The sequence below is a fragment of the Nocardia vermiculata NBRC 100427 genome (assembly GCF_001613265.1).
Taxonomy (GTDB): Bacteria; Actinomycetota; Actinomycetes; order Mycobacteriales; family Mycobacteriaceae; genus Nocardia; species Nocardia vermiculata.
Map to the genome: position 1 here is coordinate 174211 of NZ_BDCA01000008.1, position 24488 is coordinate 198698.

Below are 24488 nucleotides of genomic sequence, written 5' to 3' on the forward strand. Positions count from 1 at the left end.
CGGATCAGCCCCCGAGTCCCTCGGCCCACGAGTAGCCGGCCAGGTACGGGTCGGGTTCGATGGCCTCGCCGGAATCCCAGATGCTGTAGATCAGTCCGTCGGGCCGGATCTCACCGATCCGGGCGGTTTTGGTGATGTGGTTGTTCTCGCCGTCGATCGTGACCGTGCCCTCGGGCGCCTCGAAGCTCACTCCGCCGGCCGCCTTCTGCACATCCTCGACAGCGAAGGACTGTGCCTTCTCCACCGTGTTCTTCCACAAGTGGACCGAGGTGTAGGCGGCCTCCATCGGATCCGAAGTAGGTTTGGTGGCACCGTATTTCGCCTTGTAGTCCTCGACGAAGGAGTGGTTCACCGGGTTGGCGACGGTCTGGTAGTAGTTCCAGGCGGTCAGCTGGCCGGCGATGTTCCCGACGCCGATACCACCGATCTCCTCCTCGGCGATCGATACCGAGACCACCGGCATATCCCGCGCCGTCAGGCCGACGTTCTTGTACTCGCGGAAGAACGCGACATTGGAGTCGCCGTTGAGGGTGTTGAACACCGCGTCCGCGTCGGCGGCCCGGACCTTGTTGACGATGGTCGAGAAATCGGTGGACCCGAGCGGGGTGTAATCCTCACCCTTGATCTCGATCCCGTTGGCCTTCGCATACGCCTTGATGATGCGGTTTGCGGTCTGCGGGAACACATAGTCGCTGCCCACCAGGTACAGCGATTTCACGCCGCGGCCCTTCAGGTAGTCCAGCGCCGGCACGATCTGCTGGTTGGTGGTCGCGCCGGTGTAGAAGATGTTCTCCGACGATTCCAGGCCCTCGTATTGCACCGGGTAGTACAGCAGCGCGTTGCGGTCCTCGAAAACCGGCAGCATCGCCTTACGGCTCGACGAGGTCCAGCCACCGAAAACCGCAGCGACACAATCATTGCTGATCAGCTTCTCGGCTTTCTCCGCGAACACCGTCGGTTCCGACGCGCCGTCTTCACCCACCAACTCGATCTGCTTGCCCAGCACCCCACCGGCGGCATTGATCTGATCGACCGCAAGCCGGGTCGAATCGCGGACGGTGACCTCCGAGATGGCCATCGTGCCCGACAGCGAATTCAGCGAACCCACCTTGATCGTGGGACCTGTTGTGTCGACACAGGATCGGGCGTGCGATCCGGCCTGCTCGGAAGCGGAGCTGCCGCAGGCGGTAACGGCCAGCGCGGTAACACAGAGGGCCGCCGGAAGCGCGAACAGTCTGTGCCTTCGGCGGCCTCCCCCCGGGCGGATCGTTACAGCGCTCGTGCGTTGTTCGGTTCTGGCTGCACTCATGACCGTTCGGCCTCCACTCCGGAAAAGGTCAGGCCCGCTGACTCGTTATCGGCTCGCTGTATACAGCGGCGTATACGAGCAATCACGTTAAGAACGTTCTGTTTCCATGGCGTATCTCAGCGTGAAGCTCCGGTATCCGTTTCCTCTCCGGACAATCGGCGGGTGTGACTACCGGATGGGGGCGTGCCGCCCCGGTGAGCAGGGATTCAGATCGGTTGTCGGTAGCCGAAGAACTCGTGGTCTTCGTTGTAACCGCCGTAGCCGCCGCCGATATCGTCGAAGTCGGCGACGAACTCGATCCCCTGGATCCACTTGACCTGTTTGAAGCCGAGTTGCGTTTCATTCCGCAATCGCAAGGGTGCGCCGTGGCCGTAACTCAACGGCTCCCCGTTCATGTCGAAGGCCAGCATGGTGAGCCGGTAGCTCATCTGCTCGATCGCGTGTGCGTCGTAGTACCGGCCTTGTTCGGGGCCGTCACCGAGGGAGTAGAACACCGCCCATCGGGCCTCGGGGCGGGGACGAACCAACTCCATGATCGTCGCCATCGACACCCCACCCCATGCGGCGACTCCGGACCAGCCCTGAATGCAGAAATGCTGGGTGATCTGTTCGTGGCGTGGCATGGCACGCAGTTGTTCCAGGCTCAATTCGGTGGGCCGTTCGACCAGGCCGTGTATGCGAAGGCGGTAGTCGGCGAAACCACTGTCGAACAATGCGCGGTACTCGGGCGAATCGGGGTACTGGCCGTTGTGCCAGAAGTAGGGAGATATGTCGCGTTCGCTGTATTCGCCCGGGGCGGAGTCGAGATGCTCGAACAATCGCTGGGCCGGTCCGATCAACGCGTATCCCACGCGTTGGATGAGGCGGGGGTGACGCAGGGTCAGCGGAGTCGCCGCCACCCACCCCACTGCGGCGACGATCATCGACACCGCGAAGAGGATGAACCCCAGCCAGCTGTTGTCGTCGCGTCCGGCGTAGATGTGGTTGAGATTGCGCAGCGCGCCGGTGGTGAACACCAGTGTCACGTGGACGACGATGAACAGCAGGAACCACACCAGCACCAGAAAGTGCAGCGAACGTGCGAGCTGAATGCTGAACGGGCGGCTGATCCAGCGGAATCGCGTGGACAGGGCCGGGGACATGCCGAGTCCGGTGATGAGCGCAGCCGGGGCTGCGGCGAAAATCGTCAGAAAATACGCCAGTTGCTGCAGGCTGTTGTAGGCGACCCAGCCCGATTCCGTCGGCCAATTCAACGACAGATACTGGATCAGCACCGACAGCGCATTGGGAAATACATCCCAGCTGGTGGGCACGACTTTTCGCCATTGGCCGGTGCTGAACAGGAAAATATAGAAGACGATGCCGTTGAGCAGCCACAGCGTATCGATACCGAAGTGCCACCAGCGTGCCAGCCCGATCGAGTGCCGCAGTCCCGGCAGCCCGACCTGCTGCGGCAGGCTGACCGAGTCCTGTTTCGCGGTCCACAGGGGATCCGCCGGTACCGGTTTCTGGATCCGGAACCAGTCCTTGCCCGGTGTGCAGTGCCGGGTCCAGTACAGGCGTGGATGGTCGGTCAGGATCTGAATCCCCGAACGGATGATGAAGATCATCAGGAACAGATTGAAGAAATGCTGCCATCGCAACCAGGCCGGCATACCGATGGTTTGCTCGGGGTGGTCGACGGGCGTGCCGGGATTGCGCGCAATGAACTCCTGCACCGAGGTGAGATCGCGTAACCCTTGGCTGACCGCCACCGCCGCGACCAAGAGGACGAAACCGATCGGCAGCAGCCACAGCAGATTGAACCAGCGCTCGCGACCGACTCGCACTCGCGGTGCGACTCCCCGTGTCTGCGGGATCGTGCCGGCGAACGTGTGCGGATCTATGACGTCCTCGCCGCTGGTGAGGTGCGGTCGCGAGGTAGTCGCGGGCCGCGTGCCCGTCGGCGCAGGGACAGATTCCGGCGTCGAATCTTCGGTAGTTCCCATCCGGTCCACCTCTGGTCAGCCGTGCTCATGGAAACGCCTGATGATCACCTATGACGGTAGGACACTCCCGCCGCTGCGGCGGGCAGGTCGGGAAGAGAAGTAGGCATTCCGATACCAACGACCGCCGTCGCAACCGTGCAGACCCGGATGTGCTGACCGGGCCGACCCGGGCTCCGGAGTGCCGAGATCCGCGACCGTGCCGGCCCACACATGGGTGGACCCGGACAGGGGCGCTGTGAGCTGTTCGGGTCAGGTCGTTTCCGGCGGGGAGGCATGCCCCGGCCGGCCGTGTGTGCCGGGTGCGGCGCTGCCGCTGTACTCGCCGAGGTCGGCGACCAGTTCGGCGATGTCGGGAATGTTCTCGAAGCGGCGCCGGTGGATCTCGGCGATCGTGTTTTCCACCTCCGGGTCCGGATCGTCGACGATGTCGTAGGACACGAACTTGTCGACCAGCGGTAACCCGACTCGGTCCATGGCCAGGTGGGCCGGGTGGTTCATGTACTGCTCGTAACTCTCGAGGTCGGCGAGGACGGACACCGCACCGTAGTCGAACTCTCCGCCGAAGTCGGGCCCGACGATGCGCGCCTGGATGGCAGGTATGGCGTTGATGTGCTCGCGCATCTGCGCGAGTGCGGCGTGTTTGTCCTCCTCCGCGATGTCGGGCTTTACCGTGAACCGAATGCAGTGGTAGATCATCGATTCTTCCTCTCGTCGGGGCGTACGCAGCGAACGCGGTGGGGTAGCTGTGGGCGAGTTCCAGGATCTTGTACGCACGCCCTTCTTCGCGTCGGTGGAAATCACCTACACACCGATACGGGTGGCTCGGGCGCGGGCCCGAAAGCGTTCTTATCGGTCCCATTAAGCGGGAGTGAGGTAGCGCACCGATCCGCTACCGCGTGTGATGTGCGCTACACCGCGAGCTGAAAGGCCTCTCATGAACATCAAGAAACTCGGCGCGACATCTGCGTTGGTCATTGCTGCGATGACCGTCACAGCCGGAGGCGCATACGCTGCCCCCACCGATACTGCCGCACCGTCGTCGAACTCCGCGGAATCCGCTCAGCGGGTAATCAATTACGAGGTCAGCCGTTCGGGTGACGATGTGCTCATCACCACTGACGCGGGCACCCTGACCACCTCGGACACCCAGCTCGAGGTCCGCGACGGCAGCGGCGCGGTCGTCGCGGGCGTGCCGTTGACCTACGTCATGAACGACAAGGCCTTCCCGATCGCCGCATCGGTCGACGGAAACACGGCGCGGCTGACCCCGAGTAGAACGCCGGTCGCTCGCCCGGATCTCCCGCTGCGTGACGTCGATCTGTCCACTGCGGTGACGACAGCGATGCCGGAACTCGCACTCGCTGCATCGGCGGGCGCGATCCTCGGCGCCGTCGTGGGCGGCGGGGGTGGCTGCATCGCCGGCGCGGTCGTCGGCCTGGCTGCCACTGCCCCTATGGCAGCTCTGCTGGGAGCCGGCCCGTTGGCGGGCTGCGCCATGGGCGCGGTCACCATGGCGCCGCTCGGTGCGATCGGTGGCTCGATCCTGGTCGGCGGCCCGGCTCTGCTTGCTGTCGCCATCCAATTCGTGCAACTGCTGGGCCAGCCCCCCGCCCCGAAGAAGTAGCTCGGCGACCACGAATTCCCGGGGTGGATTCCGGTATCCACCCCGGGGCTGCCACAGTCCCGACACACACGACTCGGAGGACACGATGAGCACGGCTCCGCTCGACATCACGACCGCGCTGGACCTGTCGGGGCGCGTCGCGCTGGTCACCGGTGGCACCAGAGGAATCGGGTTCTCGATCGCGGAGCAGCTGCTCGCAGCCGGTGCGTGCGTCGTCGTGTGCGGGCGGACCCGTCCCGATGTGCTCCCCGTCGTCGCCGGCCGCTCGGCGCAGTTCCTGGCCGCCGATGTTCGTGCGGCCGATGCGGCGGCGGCGCTGGTGGAACGGACGGCGGCGCTGCACGGCCGCCTCGACGCGGTGGTGAACAATGCGGGCGGTTCACCCGACGCCGACGCCGCCACCGTCTCGACCGGTTTCGTCGACAAGGTCGTCGCGCTGAATATGCTCGCCCCGTTCTATGTTGCGCAGGCCGCGAACCGCGTGATGCAGACGCAGGCGGGCGGCGGCACCATCGTGAACATCGGCAGCCTGTCGGCGCACGATCCGCAGCCGGGGACCGCAGCGTATTCGGCGGCGAAAGCGGGGCTGCTGATGTTCACCAAGGCCCTCGCACTGGAATGGGCTCCACTGGTGCGGGTCAACCACATTACCGCCGGGCTCGTACACACGGAGACGGCGGCCGCCGGCTACAGCGGGAACGACGGTACCGCGGTCGCGAGCATCATTCCGATGCGGCGCATGGCAGATCCGGCCGACATCGCACGCACGTGCCTGTTCCTGTGCAGCGACCTGTCCGCGTACCTCAACGGCGCGGACATAGCGGTCCACGGTGGTGGCGAAATACCCGGCCGCTATGTGATCACCCGAGGTACGTAGTCCTGCCGAACGGCCGCAACCTACGCGGAGGTTCGTGATGCGGCGCCCGCGTCGACCGGCACCACGATGCCGGTGATGTGGGCGCTCGCCTTGTCCGCGAGGAACAGCACTGCCCGCGTCACGTCGAACGGGTCGAGCACCGCGATCGGCACCGCATGATTCTGCTGGAGTACGGGCGCCACGTCGTCCCAGGTGGGGTCGTTCAGGTCCGGGCGCACCACCCGGTAGAGGTTGTCGTTTCGCACCATGGGGGTGTCGATGTTTCCGGGAGCCACCACGTTCACCGTCACACCCTGCGGCGCGAGCTCGCTCGCAGCGGACTTCGACATACCGATGACGCCCCACTTGGAGGCGCAGTACGCCGCCTGACCCGGTACGGCGGTGCGACCCAGCATCGAAGAGATGGTGACGATGCGCCCGTACCCACGCCGGGTCATACCGGGTGCGACCGCCGCAATGGTGTTGAACACGCCCACCAGGTTGGCGCCGATGACGCTGTCCCACACCTGCTGGTCGTGGTCGGTGATCGGCGCAACGGCGGACACCCCGGCATTCGCTACGGCGATGTCGATGTGGCCGAACTCGTTGTCGGCGTGCGTGACAAGTGCCTCGAGAGCCGATCGGTCCGCGGTGTTCACCTGCCGCGAGATGACCCTGCGGCCCAGGGCCTCGATCCGGCGTGCCGTCTCGGCCAGCTCCTGTTCGGTACCCAGCGGGTAGCCGATGCCCGGCGCATCCGAACAGCTGTCACAGATCACCAGGTCTGCACCGCGTTCGGCGAAAGCTATGGCGTGTGAACGGCCCTGCCCGCGTGCGGCACCCGTCACCAGGGCCACGGTGCCGGCGAAGTTCGTATTTTCGGTAGTCATCGACATTCCTTCGGTTGCAGGCGCCTATTTGACGCAGTGTCCGGCATCCACCGGGAGGGTGACGCCCGTGATGTAGCGGGCTTCGTCGGAGGCGAGGAACAGGCACGCGTTGGCGATGTCCACCGGCTCCAGCATCGGCACGGGCAGCAGGTGCATGGATGCCGTGCCGGCCTCGAACTGCTCCTGGGTGGGATGCTCGGTCCCGGGGCAGAACGTACGCATCGTGCCCTCGTTCTGGATCATCGTGGTGCGGGTGTTCGCCGGATGCACGGTATTCACCCGGATGCCGGATTCCGCCAGCTCCTGGGCGAGCGCACGCATGAGACCCACTACGCCGGTTTTGGCCGCCACGTAGTGGCCCACGCTCATCAGTCCCCGCAACCCCGCGATCGAGCTGATGAGGACGATCGACCCACCGCGCCCCGTCTCCAGTACATGCGGGATCGCCGCCTTGCAGGTCTTCCAGACACCGGTGAGGTTGACATCCAGCATCGTCTGCCAGGCGTCTTCGGACAGCTCGACGGCGGGGCCAGCGGAGCTGATACCCGCTGTGGCACAAACGATGTCGAGGTGCTCGAACTCGGCAACCCCCTCCGCCACCGCCGAGTCCAGTGCGTCCTGATCGCGCACATCCGCTTCGAACGCTGTGATCCGCCGGCCGAGGGCCTCGACCTGTCGCACCGTCTCGGCAAGATCGGCCGGCGACGATCCCGGGGTGGTGGAGTGCTCGACCGGTGCGCAGCGGTCCACCACGATCACGTCCGCACCTTCCTCGGCGAAGCGCACCGCCTGTGCGCGCCCGATTCCCCGCGCGCCGCCCGTGATCAGGGCGGTCTTTCCCGTCAATCGCGTACCCATCACGCCACCTTCTGGGTCTGGCCGGCGTCCACGACCAGCTGCTGGCCGGTGATGCACCGGGATTCGTCGGAGGCCAGGAACAGCACAGCGTTCGCCACGTCCTCGGGTTCCGCCCACGGCAGCGGTAGCAGGTTCCGCCGAGTGAGAATCGGCGTCACATCGTCCTCGGTGGGGTTGTCCAGATCCGGCCGCAGTCGCGCGAATGTCGTGGGGTTGTTGGTCATTTCGGTGTTCACGGCGCCGGGTACGACCGTGTTCACCCGAATCGACTGCGGTCCGAGCTCGTTCGCCAGCGTTCGGGCCAGCCCCACGATGCCGTGTTTGGCCGCACTGTACTGTGACGCACCCGCGACCGACTTGATGCCGGCCGTCGAGCTGACCAGGATGACCGAGCCGCCGCCACGCTGACGCAGGGCCGCCGCGGAGGCCTTCACCGTATGCCATGCCCCGGTGAGATTGACGCCGATCGATCGGTCCCATACCTGTTCGTCGATCGTCCACGAGTCGCCGGGGTGCTCGCACACCCCCGCGTTGGCCACCACGATATCGAGGCCACCGAGCCGGTCGACGCCCGCAGCGACGGCGTCGGCCAACGCCGCGTGATCCTGCACGTCCGCGCATGCGGTCACGATGCTTCGCTGATGTGCGTGGACGCGGTCCGCCGCTGCTGTCAGCCGGTTCGCGTCGATGTCGACGGCGATGATGTCCGCGCCCTCGGCGGCGAGCCGAGCGACGAAGCTCGAGCCCATGCCCGCTCCTGCGCCGGTCACCAGCGCTACCTTTCCTGCCAGACGTGTCACAGTCACTCCCTTGGTCGTGTCGCCACGGTAGGCAGATCCCGGGCTTCCGCACTCGGCCGTCTCATCTGCTGGGAGGATGAGTTTCGCTTTCTCCGTTCGGCTCTAACGTCCGCTGTGACAACGACAGGCGATGTGATGAAGAAGGCGAATCGATGAGCATTGTCCAGGGATCCGGTGGGGTCGCGGTGGTCACGGGTGCGGGTAGCGGGATCGGTGCGGCGATCGCCCGCCGCGCCGCGGCCCGCGGGATGCAGGTCGTGCTCGCGGACATCTCCGCCGGGCGCATCGACGCGATCGCCCGGGAACTCGCACATTCCGGGCACGAGGCGGTAGCGGTCCCGACCGATGTGACCGACCCCGAATCGGTGGATGCCCTGGCCGACGCCGCCTACGAGCGCTTCGGCCACGTGACCCTGCTGGCCAACAACGCGGGTCTCGAATCGCTCGGCAACCTGTGGGAGATCCCGCCGGGGGAGTGGCGCCGGCTCGTCTCGGTCAACGTGGACGGGATATTTCACGGCATCCGTTCGTTCGTTCCACGGATGGGTGCGGATCCGCGCCCGTCGTCTGTGGTCAACACGACGTCGGTAGGCGGCATCGGCACGACACCTGGGATGGGAGCGTATACCGTCTCCAAGCATGCAGCGCAGCAGATGACGGAGTGCCTCTATCTCGAATGCGCCGAGGCATTTCCACAGATCAGGATTTCCGCTTTCGTGCCGGCGCACGTGTCCACCCGCATCTTCGAAGTTGTGCGGCCGGTGGAGAAGACCGCGGACGCGGTCGAATACTGGCGTGGTCAACTCCGGGACAAGGGCATGACGCCCGAGGGTGCGGCCCGAATCTTCTTCGACGGGGTCGACCGTGAAGATTTCTGGATCCTCACCCATCCGGAGGCGTTCGACAGGATCGCCGGGCGGCGCTCCCGCCTCCTCGCCGAAGCCCTTCGTCCCGACGCGCCGTGATACCGGGGCTGTGTCGGTCCACCTCTCGTCAGGACAATTGTTGCGCACGCGCCGAGGCCTGGGCTGCGAGCCGCTCCGCCTGTGCGGCAAACGATTCGGGACTGCGATCGGTACGCCCCATCGATCCCCGCGACATTCGCGCGTAGACGTTCTCGACGATGCAGGCCGTCTTCCACCAGCTGAATGCGATATAGAAATCGACGTCGCGATCGGCCACGTCCAGCGTCGGCCGCATCGCGTCGCGGTACGCGCGCACCAGCTCCGCGCGGGAGGGCAGCCCGGTCGTGAGTGTCGGCGGGTTCTCCAGAGCTGTCACCTCGTCGCCGGGTTGCGCCCAATACACGAGGAAATGCCCGAGGTCGGCCAGTGGGTCGCCGACCGTCGTCAACTCCCAGTCCAGTACCCCGACGACCGTGCATTCCGGGCCGATGAGGCAGTTGTCCAGCCGAAAGTCTCCATGGACGATCGAGGCCCGGCGCTGCACCGGAACCTGCTGCGCGAGGAGATCTCGGGCGTGCTCGATGTCCCCGAGTACCCGCACCCGATCGCTTTCCCAGTTGTGTGACCAGCGTGCCAGCTGGCGTTCGATGAAGCCGCGTTGTTCGGCGCGCCGGCCCCATCCGACCGTGGCAAGGTCGACCTGGTGCAGTGCCGCCATCGCCTCGATCAGCGAGTGTGCGATGCGCGACCGTTGGGCGGGATCCGCGAAGCGCTCGAAATCCGCCGGCCCGCGAACGATCGCACCGTCGAGGTGCTCCATCACGAAAAATGGTGCGCCGTTGACTCGTTCGTCCTCGCATGTCCCCAGCACGGCCGGCGTCGGGACACCGGTGCCCGTGACCTTCCGTAGCACGCCCGCCTCACGCACGACGTCGTGGGCGTTGCCCGTAGGCACCCCGAGCGGTGGCCTGCGTAGTACCCAACGACCCGAGGCCGAGTCCGTGACCGCGTAGGTCAGGTTGGATCGCCCGCCCGCGATCTGCGTGAAATGCAAGGGGGGCACCACTTCTGGAATATTCGCGAGAAACCACTTCGTCACCGCATCGTGCGAGATGCCCACCGTCTCAGCATCCATGACCACTCCTCCACAAGTTTCGGCAAGCCGTCTACCGGTATTTGCGTAGCTCGTGCCGAGCCACGCTGCGGATGTGGACCTCGTCCGGCCCGTCGGCTATTCCCAGGATCCGGGCACTTGCCCACATCCGTGCGATGGGGAAGTCGTCGGTGACACCGCCCCCGCCATGGCTCTGGATCGCCCGGTTCAGCACCGATCGGGCAACACGCGGACCGATCACCTTCACCGCGGCGATCTCGATCTGGGCGCCCTTGGCGCCTACCTGATCGATCATCCACGCGGTCTTGAGGACCAGCAGTCGAGCTTGTTCGATCTCCAGGCGAGACTCGGCGATCCAGGTGCGAATCACACCCTGGTCGGAGAGTGGACCGCCGAAGGCGTTGCGCGACATCGCCCGTCGTGCCATCAACTCCAGCCCCCGCTCGGCCATGCCGATGCAGCGCATCGCGTGATGGATGCGGCCCGGGCCGAGGCGGGCCTGTGCGATCGCGAATCCCTCACCTGCACCGGACAGCATGTTCGCGACCGGCACGCGGACGTCGGAGAACGTGATCTCGCAGTGCCCCTGTTGGTCGTAATAGCCGAAAATCGGTAGCGAGCGGACGATCTCGACGCCAGGGGTCGCGACCGGGACGAGGATCATCGACTGCTGCCGGTGCACCGGCGCGTCCGGATCCGTCTTGCCCATCACCACGAGGATCTCGCAGCGTGGATCACCGGCGCCCGAGGTCCACCACTTGCGGCCGTTGATCACGTACTCGTCCCCGTCCCGGACGATCGAGGTGGAGATGTTGCGCGCATCCGAGGACGCCACGTCCGGTTCGGTCATCGAAAAGCCCGACCGGATCCGGCCGTCGAGCAGGGGTTCGAGCCACCGCTGCTGTTGTTCGGGCGTGCCGAACATGTGCAGGATCTCCATGTTGCCGGTGGACGGCGCGGAACAGTTCAGTGCTTCCGGCGCGATGTAGGGCGAGCGGCCCGTCACCTCGGCGATGTGTGCGTAGTCGAGGTGGGTCAGGCCCGAGAGCGCGGGCAGGAACAGGTTCCACAGGCCCTGCCGGCGGGCCTCGGCCTTGAGTTGTTCCACCACCGGCGGTAGCTCGTGGCTGCGCGGGCCGGCGGTCTCGCGCTGCTCGGCGTACACCGCCTCGGCGGGGTAGACGTGGGAGTCCATGAAGGTGTGCAGACGCCCGATGATGTTGCGGGCTTCCGGACTCGGTGAAAGATCCATGTACAGCTCCTCGGGGAGTGGGCGGGGCGTTACCGGCTGGTCAGGACGACCTTGCCGCGGGCACGTCGGCCCATCACGACCTCCAGCGCCGCGGACGCGTCGGCCAGCGGATAGGTCGCGCTGACGTGCGGGCGCAGCCGGCCCCGGTCGTACCAGTCGAACAGCCGACCCATGTTCTCCGCGTTGCGATCCGGGTTGCGCTTCGCCCATGCGCCCCACAGCACGCCGTGCAGTGCACCACTACTCACCAGCAGTCGGTTCATTCCCACCTTCGGGATGTCGCCCGAGGCGTATCCGACGGTGAGATAGCGTCCGCCCCAAGCCAATGCACGGACGGCGGTCAACGCATGGTCACCGCCGACCGGGTCGTACACGACGTCGACACCCCCCGGAGCCGACTCCGTGATCCGCTTCTTCAGATCATCGGCGGTGTAGTCGATCAGTTCGTCGGCACCGTGATCGCGGCACACCTCGAGCTTGTCCGGACTCGACGCGGCCGCGATCACTGTCGCGCCGAGCGCCTTTCCTATCTCGACGGCGGTGAGTCCGACCCCGCCGGATGCGCCGAGTACGAGCAGGGTTTCCCCCGGGGCGAGATCCGCCTTGTCGACCAGGCCGTGGTAAGACGTCGCGTAGGTGACCACGAAGCCGGCCGCGTCGACGTAGGACATGGAGTCCGGAATGGGAAACACCATCGTCGCGGGCACCGCCACTTGTTCCGCGTAGCCGCCCATACTGCAGAACACGAGTACCCGCGACCCGATCTCGAACCCGGTGACGTTGGCGCCGACCGACCTGACCACTCCGGCCGCCTCCGACCCCGGAACGAACGGCAGCGCGGGCTTGGTCTGGTAGTTGCCGGACACGACGAGGCCGTCGGGAAAGTTGACGCCCGCGGCGTGGACTTCGACGAGAACATCGTCGGGTCCGGGCGCCGGCTCGTCGACGTCGGTATAGCGCAGGACGTCCGGAGCACCGAGGACCTCACACAGTTGGGCCTTCACGTCGCTGTCCCGTCGGTGGTCGGGGTCGCTGCGTCGGTGCCGTTCCGGACGAACGTGGCCCATGCCTTGACGGCCAGGCCGCCGGTCTGCCGGGCACAGTCGAGTTCGAGGTCGACCTTGGCGACACCGTCGTATTCGTATTCCTTCAGGATGTGCGCGGTGCAGGTGAGCACGTCGCCGGGCCACACCTGCTCGAGGAACCGCACTCGAAACGAGCGCACGTTCTCCGCGCCCAGCCAGTCGGTGGCGTAGGTGGCGAGCAGTCCGGCCTGGAACATCCCCACCGAGAACGGTGCCGGATAGCCGGCGGCCTCCGCGAACGTCTGATCGTGGTGGATGGGGTTCATATCCCCCGAGGCGCCCTGGTACCGAACGAAATCCGTCCGGGTCACCGGACCGACCGTCCAGGGAGCGGGGGCTGTCAACGCGGTCATGATGCCTCCGTAGCGGGGCGTGCGGTTTCGACCCCGGTCAACGTGGCACGGGCTACCAGGGCACCCGTCTCGTCGACGAAGTCGGTGACCATGACCGCGAAGGTCATTTCGCCGCCGCGGCGGCCCTGCTTGGTGTAGATATCGGAAATCCGAGACGTGCAGCGCAGTCGCGTCCCGGCCTTCGGTGGGGGACCGAAGAACTCGTACTGTTGCTCGGCGTGTAGACCGCGCTTGCCGTCCAATTCCACAGCCGTCCAGGGATTTCCGTCTTCGGGCTGCCAGAACAGTGTCGTGGTCAGAAACGTCGGTGGGGACACCGGGTTCTCACCCTCGAGATAGTCGGGATTACTCGAGCGGGTAGCTACCGCGAACTCGCGGACCTTGCCCCGCTCCACGTCGAGGTCGAAGGGCACACCCTCGACGCCGACAGCATCTGCGTTGGCCATATCGTCTCTGTTCTTTCAGACTTGGGCTGGGGGAGTAGGTGCGGCTCAGACGAGGCTGCTCATACCCTCCACCAGCTCGTCGACGGTCCAGCGGGCCCCCTTGTCGATGGTCTTCCCGTATTGCCAGCCCAGGAATTGGCGGATCTCGCCACCCTTGGCGTAGAAGACGGAACCGTTGGCGGGGCACTGCTCGGTGAGCAGGTAGGCGACCACGGGGGAGACGTTGCCGGGGTGGTAGACGTCGAATGCGTTCGGGTCGGCGGGTTTTGCGACCATATCCTTGATGCCCGGCACGTTCTCGGTCATGCGGGTGCGGGCGACGGGGGTGATCGCATTGGCGCGAATGCCGTAGCGCTCGAGCTCCTGCGCCAGGATCAACGTCAACGACGCAATGCCGGCCTTGGCGGCACCGTAATTGCTCTGGCCCACCGCGCCGAGCAGTCCCGAGGTGCTGGAGACGTTGACGATCGACGCCTTGACCTCGTCACCGGCCTTGGAGCGGTCGCGCCAGTGCGCGCCGAACACGCGGCACGGAGCGAATGTTGCCCGGAGCTGGCCGTTGATGACGTCGTCCCATTCGTCCTCGCTCATGTTGACGAACATGCGGTCCCGAAGGATTCCGGCGTTGTTCACCAATCCGTGCACGGCGCCGAATTCCGCGACCGCCGTATCGAGCAGCTCCTGCGCACCCGCGATGGTGGTCACGTCAGCGCTGCGGGCAATGGCGGTTCCGCCCGCGGCCGTGATCTCCTCGGCCACCTCGGCTGCCCGCGTCGGGTCCGATCCCTTGCCGTCGGGGCCGGCGCCGGAGTCGTTGACGACGACCTTGGCGCCCTCCGCGGCGGCGAGCAGTGCGTGCTCACGGCCGATGCCGCGACCCGAGCCGGTCACCACGATAACGCGATCGGTCAGCTGATTCATGAGCTATCTCCTCGTGACGAGTGGGAAATACGTTGTGATCTAGGCATGTTCGGCGGCGCCGAGCCGTTCGAGCACCTTCTGTGCATCACTCATGATGCGGTCGATCAGCTCCGCGCAGCTGGGAACGTCGTCGATCAGCCCCACCACCTGCCCGGTAGCCATGACGCCGATATCGGCGTTGCCGTCGACGAGGGCCGAGCGATACAGCATGGGCGCGTTCGCGGCCATCACGACTTGACGCCAGCCGAGCTCGTGACTCTTTTTCATCTCCAGGCCCTCACGGAGCATGTCCTTCCACGGAGTGCCCGAGAGACGCTGGAACGCCACGGCATTACGTACCGCGCGCAGCATCCGCTGCGGGCCGCGGGTGGATTCGAGCTGGTCGATCGTGCCTGCGCGGAGCACGCGTTGCGGCACACCGTCGATCTCGAGGGTGACGACGGTGTCGTTGACCGACTTCGACAAGTACACGTCCTTGACCGCCTGGGCAACGGGTGAATCACTGGTCAGCATGAACCGCGTGCCCATCGCGATACCATCGGCACCGTAGGCGAGCGCCGAGACCAGACCGCGGCCGTCGAAGTAGCCGCCGGCGGCGATGACCGGGATATCGACGGCGTCGACGACCTGTGGCAGCAACAGACTGGTGGGGACGGCGCCGGTGTGACCACCACCCTCGCCACCCTGCACAACGACCGCATCGACGCCCCACTCGGCGACCTTCTCCGCATGCCGGCGCGCACCGATCGAGGGGACGACGACCAGTCCCGCGTCCTTCAGTCTGGCGATCAGGTCCCGTTTGGGCGCCAGCGCGAACGAGGCCACCTTGACCCCGGAGCGGATCAGCAGGTCGAGGCGTTTGCCGATGTCCTCCTGATTGGCCCGCAGATTCACACCGAACGGCGCGTCCGTCCGATCCTTGACGTAGTTGATCGCCTGCTCGAGCTCGTCGTAGCCGAGCATGCCGCCCGCGATGATGCCCAGGCCGCCGGCCTCGGCGGTGGCCGCGGTGAGTTTCGCGTCGGAAACGTAGCCCATGCCGGTCTGCACGATCGGATACCGGACCCCGAAAAGCTCGCAGAGCCGGGTATTCAGTGCGGGGTGCGGTGCCGGAGTCATCCCTGAACCTCCTTGTCCCGCAGAGTGCGCGGATCGATGACGGTGCGGATGAGCTCGAGCTCCGCCGCGGTCGGCATGCGCGTGTGCGGGACGTCGGACCCGATCACCAGTTCGAAACCGGTGGCCGCGACGACGTCGTCGACGGTGACGCCGGGATGGACCGACACCAGTCGCAGCCGACCGGTGTCCGGGGTGAAGTCGAGCACCGCGAGATCCGTGACGACCGTGCGTAATTCGTGGTATCGAGTCGCTGCCGGGCCGGCCTTGCGGGCATTGTCGGTGCCGACGCCGGAGACCATGTCGACCTTCGGGACGAACACCCGCGTGCTGTGCTTGGGCACCCAGTAACTTGTCGGGTGATACACCGTGTTGCCCGGTGCACCACGAACGCCCAGCAGCTGCACCTTCGGACGGGCGTGGTCGCCGATGGCCGAGATATTGCAGTTGCCGTAGATGTCGAGCTGGGTGGGGATCATCATGATGTGGCGCTTGCCGTTCCATACCAGATTGAAGATCTGGTTGAACGGCAGCCAGGCCTCGGCGTCTCCGTCGGCGGGACCGCCGACCGCCCACGTGCCACGGACGGCGGTGGCCTCGCCGTCGGAGATCATCAGGTCCGGCGAGAAGGTGTGCCGGGCCAGTCGCACGCCGATCGCGGGGATCGTGCCGAATGCGCTGGCGATGACTTCTCCGTTGTCGCGGTACGCCTCCGCGCATGCGACGGCGCACACCTCTGCCCTGGATGCGGTACTCATGCGGACACTCCCTCGCCTGCGGTCTGTACTGCGCGCTGATAATCGGCTTCGGAGCCGGACAGGTAGCGGTCGAGGAATTGTTGCCACCGTTGCGGATCCTTCGCTGCCGCAACGTATTCGCGCTGGAAGGCTTCGTCCCTGTCGTAGTCGGGCACGCAGGAGGTGAAGTGTGCCCCGTGCGGCGCCGCGACCACACCGCTGACGAGCAGGCGCGGGATACGCACCGTGGACACGGGCGCCCGAGCCGTCAGTTCCGCCGCGGGCACTATCTGTTCACACGAGACGAACGCCTGGTCGGCTGCCATGCAGAAGAGGTCGTCGAAATAGAGGTCGGGCCCGAGGTACTGGGCATTGCCTTGCGCATCCGCACGATTCATGTGCACCAGCGCGGCATCGAGGTGGATGGCCGGCATCGCGACCAGGGTCTGTCCGCCGTACGGATCGGTGACGGTGCGCAGCCCGGGATTGACTGTCATGACATCCGAACCGAGTCCGGCTCGGGTCGGCAGATACGGCAGGCGGATGCCGGCCGCGTACAGACCCCATTGGAGCATGCCCTCGTCGTATTCCTCGACCTCGATACTTCCGGACTGGCGTGCGGCCCGGAAATGCGGATCGAGCGGGATCGAGTCGAGCGAGACGAACCCGAAGATCACCTTCGCGACTTTGCCCGCCGAGCACAGCAAACCCACGTCCGGCCCGCCGTAGGACACGATGGTCAGGTCTTTCAGGTCCGAGCGCAGGATCTCGCGAATCAGCGACATCGGCTTGCGTCGCGAGCCCCACCCGCCGATACCGATCGTCATCCCGGATCTGAGCCGGCCGATCACGTCCGATCCCGACATGGTCTTGTCCGACATGTCGTTTCACTCCTTTCCTGGCACTGAGCCGCAGTGCCGTGGAACCGCGAACCGCGGCCGTATCAAATATTTGCTACGTGGCACACGGCACGTGTGTACGCATCCATTCCCAGCCCCGTCCGAGTGCCCGCTCCGGACCCTCGTCGTCGATCGCGGGACCGAGTAGTTCCAGGTCGATCAGTCCGCGGTATCCGAGCTCACGTACTTCACGGACCATCCGTTCCAGTGGCATCTCACCGTCGCCGGGCACCCAGCGGTTGGGCACCGACGTCGCCGAGGTGCGATGGTCGCCGATCTGGACGATTCGGATGGTGTCGAGATTGTCGGTGACGGTCTGCATGAGACCGCGTTCCTGCCATGCCGAGTAGAGGTCGACCATCAGTCCGACGTCGAGCCGTCGGGCGAGTTCCGCTGTGTCGGCGACACTGTGGGTGAAGCTGATCCCGGAACGGATGGACATCGTGTTCTCCAGCGCGAGGGCGACACCCCGGTTTCGGGCGTGCTCCACCAGCGGCCCGAAACGGTCGACCGCTCGGTGTGCCGAATCCTCCCAGGCCAGCGTGCCCGAACCTCCGGAGGTGAAAGATACTGTGGTGGCGCCGATCTCGACAGCGCCATCGATGGCGCGGGTCAGCGTCGCGAGCGCGGCGTCCCAGCCGGTCTCGTCGTCCTGCCTGGCCCGGACGCCGCCGGCGATGAATTCGGCGGACAATCCGCTCGCGACGATCGTGGCGAGCGGGGTGTCCCAGCCCTGGGTCTCGAGCGTGTTGGCCATTACCCCGAACCGGTGCGCCCCGATTCGGCGCAGCATGGCCAGGGACTGGGCAACCGGCCATCCGGCGGTAGGGGCGAGGCACACGCTCAGTGCACGGCCGTCGGAACGCTCGAGATCTCGCTGCTGCACGAATCCTCCTGGCGTAGTGGGGCGCCGGGATCGACACGGCGTCTACACGCAGACCGTAGCAAACGTTTGATTGGCCCGCCAGGAAGTAGCAAACGTTTGATTCGCCAGGTAGAGTTCCGCGTGTCCGCCCGGTCGCGGACGCCGTCACGCAGTTCGTTCCAGGAGGGATGCATGGAGTGGTCCGACCGCCACACCCTGATCGTCGAGCAGGCAGCAGAACTGTTCGCCACCAAAGGCATCGCGGGCACCAAGGTTCGTGATATCGCCGATGCCGTCGGGGTGTTGTCGGGGAGCTTGTACCACTACTTCCCGTCCAAGGATGCTATCGCCGAGGTGATCGTCGTCCGCTATCTCGAGGACCTGACCAGCGAGTACGAGTCACTGCTGGGCACCCCGACCGAGCCGCGCAAGCAATTGACCGGACTCGTGGAGGCGTCGTTCCGGGTCAGCCGAGCGCATCCGCACGCGTCCGAGATCTACCAGAACAACACCACGTACCTGCGCAAGCTCTCGGCGTACCGAAAGATCCGGGCGGCCGCCCGCACCACCAAGGACGCGTGGCTCGCTGTGATCGAGGGTGGAATCGCGGCAGGCGACTTCCGATCGGACCTGCCACCAGTGGTGCTCTACGGCTTGATCCGCGATGCGGTATGGCTGTCACTGCGTTGGTTCAGCCCGACACCGGAATTCGGCATCGACCAGCTCGCTGCCGCTGTCGTCTCGGTTTTCCTCGAAGGTATCGAAGAGAGGAGCTGACCGATGCGTGGAATCAACCATATCGTTCTGTACGTTTCGGATCTCGCCCGTAGTGTCGCCTTCTACGAGCAGGTGCTCGGATTTCAGCGACTGCCCGGTGGTTTCCCCGGTGGCGCCTTCCTGCGGCACGCGAATTCGGCCAATGACCACGATCTGGGGTTGTTCGAATCTCCCGGTGCGGCCGTCCCGGCTGCCGGTGCGATCGGTCTCTACCACGTGGCCTGGGAGGTCGACACCTTGGCCGAGCTCGCGGCGGCCCGGCGGAGTCTGTCCGACGCGGGGGCGCTGACCGGGGCGGGCGATCACGGATCGACCAAGGCGCTCTACGGTCGTGACCCCGACGGTATCGAGTTCGAGGTGTGCTGGCTCGTGCCCGACGAGCACATCGAGGAAGCGCTTCGCGGCGCCTCGATGACGGCGCCGCTGGACCTCGCGGCCGAGATCGAGCGCTACGGCGCGAACACCCCGGGCGGGCCGCGCACCGATCCGGCGGTGTGGGCCAGGGTTGCCGCCATGCGGTCGCCTCGGGACTGAGCCGGGCGGGCGCCTCCCTCGGGCAACCGGCAGCTACGGCGGCGGATCCATTCAGTGGGAGAGGGCGGCGCGAGCTCGGCCGTCCACTCTAGCCTCGAAAACGGTTCTGCCGGAATATCCCTCGTCCGGATCGGCGAGATGTCCGGCATCGGCTCACAGCGAGGAGAAACATATGGATGTGCAGAAATACGGGCCGTGGGCCGTTATCGCGGGTGGCTCGGAGGGCGTCGGGGCCGAATTCGCGGTCCAGCTCGCCGAGCAGGGCATGCACCTGGTCCTGCTGGCACGCAAGCCGGAACCGCTCGAGGCGACCGCGGACGCCTGCCGCGCGCACGGCGTCGAGGTGCGTACGTTGTCGGTCGATCTGCTCGCCGCCGACGCCTTCGACCGTATCCGGGAGGCCACCGATGACCTGGTCGTCGGCTTGTTCATCTACAACGCCGGCGCCAATACCTACGGTCACGAATTCGTGACCGGCGACCTGGACCGCTTCCAGGCCGTCATCGATCTGAACGTCACCGCCCAGCTGAAACTGGTGCAGCACTTCGGTGCGCCGATGCGAGAGCGGCGCCGTGGCGGACTCCTGCTGGTCGGGTCGCTCAGCGGCTACCTGGGAGCAGCGCAGATCAGCGTCTATGCCGCGGTCAAGTCGTTCTGCCGCACCTTCGCCGAAGGGTTGTGGCTCGAGATGAAGGATCACGACGTCGATGTGCTGGAGCTGGTGCTGGGACTCACCCGCACCCCCGCGATGGACCGGGCGGGCCTGAAGATGGACCGGCCCGGACAGCTGGTGTCCGAACCACGCGACGTCGCGGCACAGGGCCTGGCGAATCTGGCCAACGGCCCGGTCGTGGTGGTCGAGCAGTTCGAGGCGGTCGCCGAGCGCAACAGTGGACACAACCGAGCAGAGCTGTTGCAGCAGGCGCGGGCCTCGGCGAAGAAGCTGCTGCCGCCGCCGACCGAATGATCGCGCTCGGTATCTGCGCGCATCGTCTCGCTGGCCGGAAGGGGAGGTGGTCGCAACCACCGGGCCGACGGATAGTAAGGACAGCACGGTTCGGGTGGTGAGGGCAGGGTGATCGATGTGGGTGCGGCGCGTGGCAATCGGATGGTCGCCGGGATCCCCACGTGACCGAGCCGCAGAGCGCGCAGGCACCCGCCACCAGGAGAGCCGGCCGGACCGGGCCGATCATCGCCGTCCTGTGCCTGACCGGTACCGCGGTGTCGTTGTTGCAGACCATGGTGGTTCCGCTGCTGCCCGAATTCCCCGCGATCTTCGGCGTCAGTGGCGACGACGGCTCGTTCCTGATCACCGCCACGCTGCTCACGGCAGCGGTGGGTACCCCGATCATTTCGCGGCTGGCGGATATGTTCGGGAAACGCCGGATGATGCTGGTCTCGTTGTGCGCGATGATCGTGGGTTCGCTCACCGCGGCATGCGGCGGCGACTTCGTCTCTGCCGTGCTCGGCCGCGGTCTGCAAGGGTTCTCCATTGCACTGGTGCCGGTCGGCATCTCCGTCCTGCGTGACGAACTCCCGAAGACCCGAGTGGCGGGAGCGACCTCGCTGATGAGCGCCACCCTCGGCATCGGCGGCGCCCTGGGCCTGCCGCTGTCCGGGTTTCTGAACGCTCACTTCGGTTGGCAGGGCACCTTCTGGGCACCGGCGGCCGCGGGTGCCGTCATGTTCGTCGCGGTACTCGCGATCGTTCCCGAATCACGGATTCGGACCCCGGCGCGCTTCGATTACCTGGGCGCGGTGCTGCTGTCCGGCGGGTTGAGCGCTGTGCTGATCGTCGTGACCAAGGGCGGAGACTGGGGCTGGACCAGTAAGTCGACAGTGACGATGCTCCTGGCGGGAGCCGTGTTCTTCGCGCTGTGGTTTCCGCACGAACTGCGCGTGCCTCACCCCCTGGTGGATCTGCGGACGTCGGCTCGCCGGCCGGTGCTGTTGACCAATATCGCGTCGGTGTTCGTCGGTTTCGCAATGTACGCCAACATGCTGCTGACCACTCAGCAATTGCAGTTGCCGGTGAGCTCCGGCCACGGCTTCGGCATGACGGTGTTCGCGGCGGGCATCGTGATGATCCCCGCCGGTATGGCGATGGTGATCTTCTCCCCGGTTTCGGCAGCCGTCACCAATCGGTTCGGACCACGGACCACGCTGATCACCGGTGCCCTCGTGATGTGCGGCGCCTATGTGTCCCGGGTCTTCCTCACCAATTCCGTCCTGGTGATCATCGTCGGTGCGACGCTGGTGAGCATCGGCACCGCGATCACGTATGCGGCGATGCCCATGCTCATCATGCGTTCGGTACCGATCACCGAAACAGCCTCTGCCAACGGCCTCAACTCACTGTTGCGGTCGATCGGCACGTCCACCTCCAGCGCGTTCGTCGCCGCGATCCTGACCGCAATGGTGGTGCGGCACGGGGCGTCGCCCGGACTGCCGAGCCTCACGGCATTTCAGACCGTGTACTGGACGGCTGCCCTGTTCAGCCTGATCGCGACCGGGGTGGCGCTGTGCATCCCGCGGGGGTCGGAGGGGACGACCACCGGGTTGCCCGGTGCACCGGACGGGCTGGTTACCCGGGAGGCCGAGATGATGCTGGGTCGGGCCGGATCACACAGCGAAAACCGATGTGACAGGTAGAGGTTTCTTCCGACTCTCCCTGCCGTGCGGCGGGGCGGTAGCGCAGGCAATAGTTCGGTGCACACAGATGTGAGCCGCCCTTGATCACCCGTCGAGGATACGGTTCGGTCTCCGATACGGCTCGCGGTGTCGTGACGCGCGGGTTGCTCGGTACACAGCACGACGGCTTCGAATACGCGTCGGTCGCACCACGATCGGCCGCGTAGTAGTCCGTGGTCCATTCCCACACGTTGCCGGCCATATCCGACAGGCCGTAGCCGTTGGGTCGGAAGCTGCTGACCGGGGAGGTGCCTGCGTAGCCGTCCTCGAGCAGATTCTCCCACGGGAAACGTCCCTGCCAGACGTTGGCGAGCGGTTTGTGTCCCGGTGAATGCTCGTCGCCCCACACGTAGGCCTTGCCCTCGAGCCCGCCGCGGGCGGCGAACTCCCATTCGGCCTCGGTCGCCAATTCCTTACCGGCCCACTGCGCATAGGCGAGCGCGTCGAAGTAGGACACGTGGGTTACCGGATGCAGGCGTCGGTCGCCGACGTTGCTGCCGGGTCCTTCGGGGTGCCGCCAGGTCGCGCCGGGAACGAAGGACCACCAGCGCAGGTAGTCGTCGAGTGGGACGGGGTGGTCCGGCGGTGTGAACACCAGTGATCCGGGCACCAGCAATTCCGGGTCCGCGTCGGGGTAGTCCTGGGCCGTGGGCGCGGTCTCCGCAGTGGTCACGTGGCCGGTGGCCTGCACGAATCTGCGGAACTCGGCGACGGTCACCTGGTGGCTGTCCATCCAGAAGCCGTCCACCGACACCTGGCGCACCGGACGCTCTTCGGGGTAGAAGTCGTGCGAGCCCATGGCGAATGTCCCGCCGGGAATCCAGACCATGTTCTTGCCGGGAGGGACTTCGCTGCCAACCGAAGCCTTGGCCGATGATGTCATGACCTACCTCTGTGCTGTTCGGGCCCGCCGTCGCGGGCGAGCGCGAGTACGGCAGCGGTCCGTGCCTGCTGTGCCTCGATCATCGCCCAGTGCTCGCGGTTCGGGAAGACGGACAACTCGTGCCGGAGTGTCGCGCATCGGCGGCCTCGCCGTATCCGGCGGGCTCACCAGGAATTATGCGGCTACCTCGGTTCCACTCGTCGGTCGGCACGGGGCCGAAGGTAGTCGGCTGCGGCGCTTGCCTGCAGGCCATCCCGATCAGCGAGACGCGGGCCGTGGATGGTGTGAACTGGACCACGTAATGTGCTGATGTGGCGATCAGTCGCAGAGGAGGGCGTACACCCGTGGCCACGGATGTTCTGGACAATGTTCGGGCGTTGCTGCCCGAGCTCGCGGCAGCGGCCGCGGAGACCGAAAACAGTCGCCGCATCGGTGCTGCGGGCATGGACTCGCTGGTGCGTTCCGGGCTCTTCCGGATGATGCTTCCGGCTCGTTTCGGCGGTCTGGAATCGCCCCCGCTGGAGCTGTTCACCGCGATTCGGGCAGTCTCGTCCGCATGTGCCTCCACCGGGTGGGTTGCTTCGACGCTCGGGGTGAGTACCTGGCAGGTGGGATTGTTCGACGAGCAGGCGCAGGAAGATGTCTGGGCGAACGATTCCGGCGCGCTGGTCGCGTCCGCGTACCAGCCGGTGGGGCAGCTGCGACCGGACGGGGACCACTATCGCCTGACGGGAGTGTGGCGATACGTGTCGGGGAGTGAGCACTGCTCCTGGCTGTTCATGGGGGCGCTGGTCCTGGACTCGGAAGGCAATCCGGTCGAGCATGCGCTGGCGCTGGTGCCCAGCTCGGATGTGTCGATGAGCTTCGGCCCGGACTGCGTCGGCCTTCGCGCTGCCGCCAACACCGATGTGACGGTCGCGGACGTGGTCGTGCCGGCGCACCGCGTGTACGGGGCGAAGCAGCGTGCACGGCGCGAGAACCGAAAGCATCAGCGTGCGCTCGGCCCGCTCTATCGATACCCGGTCACCGTCCTGTACACCACGTCGCTGACCGTCCCGCTGATCGGCGCAGCCGAAGGCGCCTACGCCTGTGCGGTCGACCTGCTGGCCGGTGTCCCGGCGAAGCGACAGGGCAGAGCACGGGCACTGGACAACGAGTCGGTGCAGTGCGCCGTCGCCCGCGCCGCCGCGGAGATCGACAGTGCCGTGCTGCAGCTCGAGCGGGACTTCGACGAGATGCACGCCTTCGCCGCCGCCGCAAAGGATTTCCCGGAAACACTTCGGGCGCGGGCGCGGCGCGATCAGGTGCTCGGGACTCGGACGGCGGTCGAGGCTGCCGACCGATTGCTGCGGGCGGGTGGACGCACGAGCCTCTTACTCGACAACCCCATTCAGCGCTTCTGGCGCGATATCCATATGGGTGCCTCGCACCGGGTGAACGACGTCGAGGCAACGCTGTCCATGGTCGGGCGCGCAACCCTCGGCCTCAGCTCGCACGAGATGATGTTCATCTGACGATGCCGGATACGACCACTGGGGATACAGCCGGAGAACCCGCAGGGGCCGGCGACCACCGGGCCTCGATG

At 66.1% G+C, this 24488-nt stretch carries 25 protein-coding genes; 8 read left to right on the forward strand and 17 right to left on the reverse strand.

Features of this window, described 5'->3' with window-relative positions:
• Positions 1-4: 4 nt before the first annotated feature.
• From urtA to NV2_RS12690, 3 genes are all read right to left on the reverse strand, one after another.
• Positions 5-1234, reverse strand: coding sequence for an urea ABC transporter substrate-binding protein (gene urtA, locus NV2_RS12680; RefSeq protein ID WP_067872611.1), 1230 nt, complete (start codon positions 1232-1234; stop codon positions 5-7).
• Positions 1235-1515: 281 nt separating this feature from the next.
• Positions 1516-3297 carry a molybdopterin-dependent oxidoreductase gene (locus NV2_RS12685; protein ID WP_084474476.1) on the reverse strand — a complete coding sequence of 594 codons (1782 nt, stop codon included), beginning with the start codon at positions 3295-3297 and terminating at the stop codon, positions 1516-1518.
• A gap of 249 nt (positions 3298-3546) precedes the next feature.
• The gene (locus tag NV2_RS12690) at positions 3547-3993 is read right to left on the reverse strand and encodes a Dabb family protein (RefSeq protein WP_067872340.1); all 447 of its coding nucleotides are present in this window, start codon (positions 3991-3993) and stop codon (positions 3547-3549) included.
• Between the two features lie 238 nt (positions 3994-4231).
• Between NV2_RS12690 and NV2_RS12695 the strand changes: the two genes are divergently transcribed.
• Together NV2_RS12695 and NV2_RS12700 are read left to right on the forward strand one after the other, a co-directional pair.
• Positions 4232-4921 (forward strand): DUF8020 domain-containing protein, encoded by a 690-nt coding sequence (locus tag NV2_RS12695; RefSeq protein WP_067872342.1) that lies wholly within the window; start codon positions 4232-4234, stop codon positions 4919-4921.
• A gap of 85 nt (positions 4922-5006) precedes the next feature.
• Positions 5007-5798 (forward strand): SDR family oxidoreductase, encoded by a 792-nt coding sequence (locus NV2_RS12700; RefSeq protein ID WP_067872345.1) that lies wholly within the window; start codon positions 5007-5009, stop codon positions 5796-5798.
• 20 nt (positions 5799-5818) lie between these two features.
• On the opposite strand, the gene NV2_RS12705 is transcribed toward NV2_RS12700, so the two are convergent.
• Genes NV2_RS12705 through NV2_RS12715 form a run of 3 tightly spaced genes read right to left on the reverse strand, consistent with a single transcriptional unit; the run spans position 5819 to position 8325 of the window.
• Entirely contained in the window at positions 5819-6667 is an 849-nt protein-coding gene (locus tag NV2_RS12705; RefSeq protein ID WP_067872618.1) for a mycofactocin-coupled SDR family oxidoreductase, read from the reverse strand.
• Between the two features lie 24 nt (positions 6668-6691).
• Positions 6692-7525, reverse strand: coding sequence for a mycofactocin-coupled SDR family oxidoreductase (locus tag NV2_RS12710; protein WP_067872348.1), 834 nt, complete (start codon positions 7523-7525; stop codon positions 6692-6694).
• Positions 7525-8325 (reverse strand): mycofactocin-coupled SDR family oxidoreductase, encoded by an 801-nt coding sequence (locus NV2_RS12715; RefSeq protein ID WP_067872351.1) that lies wholly within the window; start codon positions 8323-8325, stop codon positions 7525-7527. The genes NV2_RS12710 and NV2_RS12715 overlap by 1 nt, the downstream gene beginning before the upstream one ends.
• A 152-nt stretch (positions 8326-8477) precedes the next feature.
• Here NV2_RS12715 and NV2_RS12720 point away from each other — a divergent pair, with 152 nt between their 5' ends.
• Positions 8478-9290 (forward strand): SDR family NAD(P)-dependent oxidoreductase, encoded by an 813-nt coding sequence (locus tag NV2_RS12720; RefSeq protein WP_067872354.1) that lies wholly within the window; start codon positions 8478-8480, stop codon positions 9288-9290.
• 28 nt (positions 9291-9318) lie between these two features.
• Here the strand turns inward: NV2_RS12720 and NV2_RS12725 are convergent, their stop codons facing one another.
• The 10 genes from NV2_RS12725 to NV2_RS12770 all read right to left on the reverse strand — a co-directional run bounded on the left by NV2_RS12725 (position 9319) and on the right by NV2_RS12770 (position 18039).
• Entirely contained in the window at positions 9319-10365 is a 1047-nt protein-coding gene (locus NV2_RS12725) for a phosphotransferase family protein (RefSeq protein ID WP_067872357.1), read from the reverse strand.
• A gap of 31 nt (positions 10366-10396) precedes the next feature.
• A complete protein-coding gene (locus NV2_RS12730) occupies positions 10397-11596 on the reverse strand; it encodes an acyl-CoA dehydrogenase family protein (protein ID WP_067872360.1) in 1200 nt (399 codons plus the stop codon).
• 29 nt (positions 11597-11625) lie between these two features.
• Complete coding sequence (locus tag NV2_RS12735) at positions 11626-12600, reverse strand: NADPH:quinone oxidoreductase family protein (protein WP_067872362.1); 975 nt, start codon at positions 12598-12600, stop codon at positions 11626-11628.
• Entirely contained in the window at positions 12597-13034 is a 438-nt protein-coding gene (locus NV2_RS12740) for a MaoC/PaaZ C-terminal domain-containing protein (protein ID WP_210749248.1), read from the reverse strand. The genes NV2_RS12735 and NV2_RS12740 overlap by 4 nt, the downstream gene beginning before the upstream one ends.
• Positions 13031-13480, reverse strand: coding sequence for an FAS1-like dehydratase domain-containing protein (locus tag NV2_RS12745; protein WP_067872368.1), 450 nt, complete (start codon positions 13478-13480; stop codon positions 13031-13033). The genes NV2_RS12740 and NV2_RS12745 overlap by 4 nt, the downstream gene beginning before the upstream one ends.
• A 45-nt stretch (positions 13481-13525) precedes the next feature.
• Positions 13526-14401, reverse strand: coding sequence for an SDR family oxidoreductase (locus tag NV2_RS12750; RefSeq protein WP_067872372.1), 876 nt, complete (start codon positions 14399-14401; stop codon positions 13526-13528).
• Between the two features lie 39 nt (positions 14402-14440).
• Positions 14441-15520, reverse strand: coding sequence for an NAD(P)H-dependent flavin oxidoreductase (locus NV2_RS12755; protein WP_067872376.1), 1080 nt, complete (start codon positions 15518-15520; stop codon positions 14441-14443).
• Positions 15517-16275, reverse strand: coding sequence for a CoA-transferase subunit beta (locus NV2_RS12760; RefSeq protein ID WP_067872379.1), 759 nt, complete (start codon positions 16273-16275; stop codon positions 15517-15519). Before NV2_RS12760 ends, NV2_RS12755 begins: the two co-directional genes overlap by 4 nt.
• Positions 16272-17135, reverse strand: a complete 864-nt coding sequence (locus NV2_RS12765) for a CoA transferase subunit A (protein ID WP_067872382.1) — start codon at positions 17133-17135, stop codon at positions 16272-16274. Before NV2_RS12765 ends, NV2_RS12760 begins: the two co-directional genes overlap by 4 nt.
• A 73-nt stretch (positions 17136-17208) precedes the next feature.
• A complete protein-coding gene (locus NV2_RS12770) occupies positions 17209-18039 on the reverse strand; it encodes a sugar phosphate isomerase/epimerase family protein (protein ID WP_245662571.1) in 831 nt (276 codons plus the stop codon).
• Positions 18040-18210: 171 nt separating this feature from the next.
• Here NV2_RS12770 and NV2_RS12775 point away from each other — a divergent pair, with 171 nt between their 5' ends.
• The 4 genes from NV2_RS12775 to NV2_RS12790 all read left to right on the forward strand — a co-directional run bounded on the left by NV2_RS12775 (position 18211) and on the right by NV2_RS12790 (position 21981).
• Positions 18211-18795: a TetR/AcrR family transcriptional regulator gene (locus tag NV2_RS12775; protein ID WP_067872384.1), complete on the forward strand. Its 585-nt coding sequence runs from the start codon at positions 18211-18213 to the stop codon at positions 18793-18795.
• Positions 18796-18798: 3 nt separating this feature from the next.
• On the forward strand, positions 18799-19329 hold the full coding sequence (locus NV2_RS12780; RefSeq protein ID WP_067872387.1) for a VOC family protein: 531 nt from the start codon (positions 18799-18801) through the stop codon (positions 19327-19329).
• Between the two features lie 172 nt (positions 19330-19501).
• On the forward strand, positions 19502-20296 hold the full coding sequence (locus NV2_RS12785; RefSeq protein WP_067872390.1) for an SDR family NAD(P)-dependent oxidoreductase: 795 nt from the start codon (positions 19502-19504) through the stop codon (positions 20294-20296).
• A 161-nt stretch (positions 20297-20457) separates the two neighbouring features.
• Positions 20458-21981, forward strand: coding sequence for an MFS transporter (locus NV2_RS12790; RefSeq protein WP_067872394.1), 1524 nt, complete (start codon positions 20458-20460; stop codon positions 21979-21981).
• On the opposite strand, the gene NV2_RS12795 is transcribed toward NV2_RS12790, so the two are convergent.
• Entirely contained in the window at positions 21914-22849 is a 936-nt protein-coding gene (locus NV2_RS12795; RefSeq protein WP_067872397.1) for a formylglycine-generating enzyme family protein, read from the reverse strand. The two genes, NV2_RS12790 and NV2_RS12795, sit on opposite strands and share 68 nt — an antisense overlap.
• A gap of 398 nt (positions 22850-23247) precedes the next feature.
• On the opposite strand from NV2_RS12795, the gene NV2_RS12805 reads away from it, so the two are divergent.
• On the forward strand, positions 23248-24417 hold the full coding sequence (locus NV2_RS12805; RefSeq protein WP_067872403.1) for an acyl-CoA dehydrogenase family protein: 1170 nt from the start codon (positions 23248-23250) through the stop codon (positions 24415-24417).
• Positions 24418-24488 lie beyond the last annotated feature (71 nt).

What these genes read in the sequence shown, in the direction of transcription:
- NV2_RS12685 (WP_084474476.1), bottom strand. Translation starts at nt 3,297, where the DNA reads ATGGGAACTACCGAAGATTCGACGCCGGAATCTGTCCCTGCGCCGACG.
- NV2_RS12690 (WP_067872340.1), bottom strand. Translation starts at nt 3,993, where the DNA reads ATGATCTACCACTGCATTCGGTTCACGGTAAAGCCCGACATCGCGGAG.
- NV2_RS12695 (WP_067872342.1), top strand. Translation starts at nt 4,232, where the DNA reads ATGAACATCAAGAAACTCGGCGCGACATCTGCGTTGGTCATTGCTGCG.
- NV2_RS12700 (WP_067872345.1), top strand. Translation starts at nt 5,007, where the DNA reads ATGAGCACGGCTCCGCTCGACATCACGACCGCGCTGGACCTGTCGGGG.
- NV2_RS12705 (WP_067872618.1), bottom strand. Translation starts at nt 6,667, where the DNA reads ATGACTACCGAAAATACGAACTTCGCCGGCACCGTGGCCCTGGTGACG.
- NV2_RS12710 (WP_067872348.1), bottom strand. Translation starts at nt 7,525, where the DNA reads ATGGGTACGCGATTGACGGGAAAGACCGCCCTGATCACGGGCGGCGCG.
- NV2_RS12720 (WP_067872354.1), top strand. Translation starts at nt 8,478, where the DNA reads ATGAGCATTGTCCAGGGATCCGGTGGGGTCGCGGTGGTCACGGGTGCG.
- NV2_RS12725 (WP_067872357.1), bottom strand. Translation starts at nt 10,365, where the DNA reads ATGGATGCTGAGACGGTGGGCATCTCGCACGATGCGGTGACGAAGTGG.
- NV2_RS12730 (WP_067872360.1), bottom strand. Translation starts at nt 11,596, where the DNA reads ATGGATCTTTCACCGAGTCCGGAAGCCCGCAACATCATCGGGCGTCTG.
- NV2_RS12740 (WP_210749248.1), bottom strand. Translation starts at nt 13,034, where the DNA reads ATGACCGCGTTGACAGCCCCCGCTCCCTGGACGGTCGGTCCGGTGACC.
- NV2_RS12745 (WP_067872368.1), bottom strand. Translation starts at nt 13,480, where the DNA reads ATGGCCAACGCAGATGCTGTCGGCGTCGAGGGTGTGCCCTTCGACCTC.
- NV2_RS12750 (WP_067872372.1), bottom strand. Translation starts at nt 14,401, where the DNA reads ATGAATCAGCTGACCGATCGCGTTATCGTGGTGACCGGCTCGGGTCGC.
- NV2_RS12755 (WP_067872376.1), bottom strand. Translation starts at nt 15,520, where the DNA reads ATGACTCCGGCACCGCACCCCGCACTGAATACCCGGCTCTGCGAGCTT.
- NV2_RS12760 (WP_067872379.1), bottom strand. Translation starts at nt 16,275, where the DNA reads ATGAGTACCGCATCCAGGGCAGAGGTGTGCGCCGTCGCATGCGCGGAG.
- NV2_RS12765 (WP_067872382.1), bottom strand. Translation starts at nt 17,135, where the DNA reads ATGTCGGACAAGACCATGTCGGGATCGGACGTGATCGGCCGGCTCAGA.
- NV2_RS12775 (WP_067872384.1), top strand. Translation starts at nt 18,211, where the DNA reads ATGGAGTGGTCCGACCGCCACACCCTGATCGTCGAGCAGGCAGCAGAA.
- NV2_RS12780 (WP_067872387.1), top strand. Translation starts at nt 18,799, where the DNA reads ATGCGTGGAATCAACCATATCGTTCTGTACGTTTCGGATCTCGCCCGT.
- NV2_RS12785 (WP_067872390.1), top strand. Translation starts at nt 19,502, where the DNA reads ATGGATGTGCAGAAATACGGGCCGTGGGCCGTTATCGCGGGTGGCTCG.
- NV2_RS12795 (WP_067872397.1), bottom strand. Translation starts at nt 22,849, where the DNA reads ATGGTCTGGATTCCCGGCGGGACATTCGCCATGGGCTCGCACGACTTC.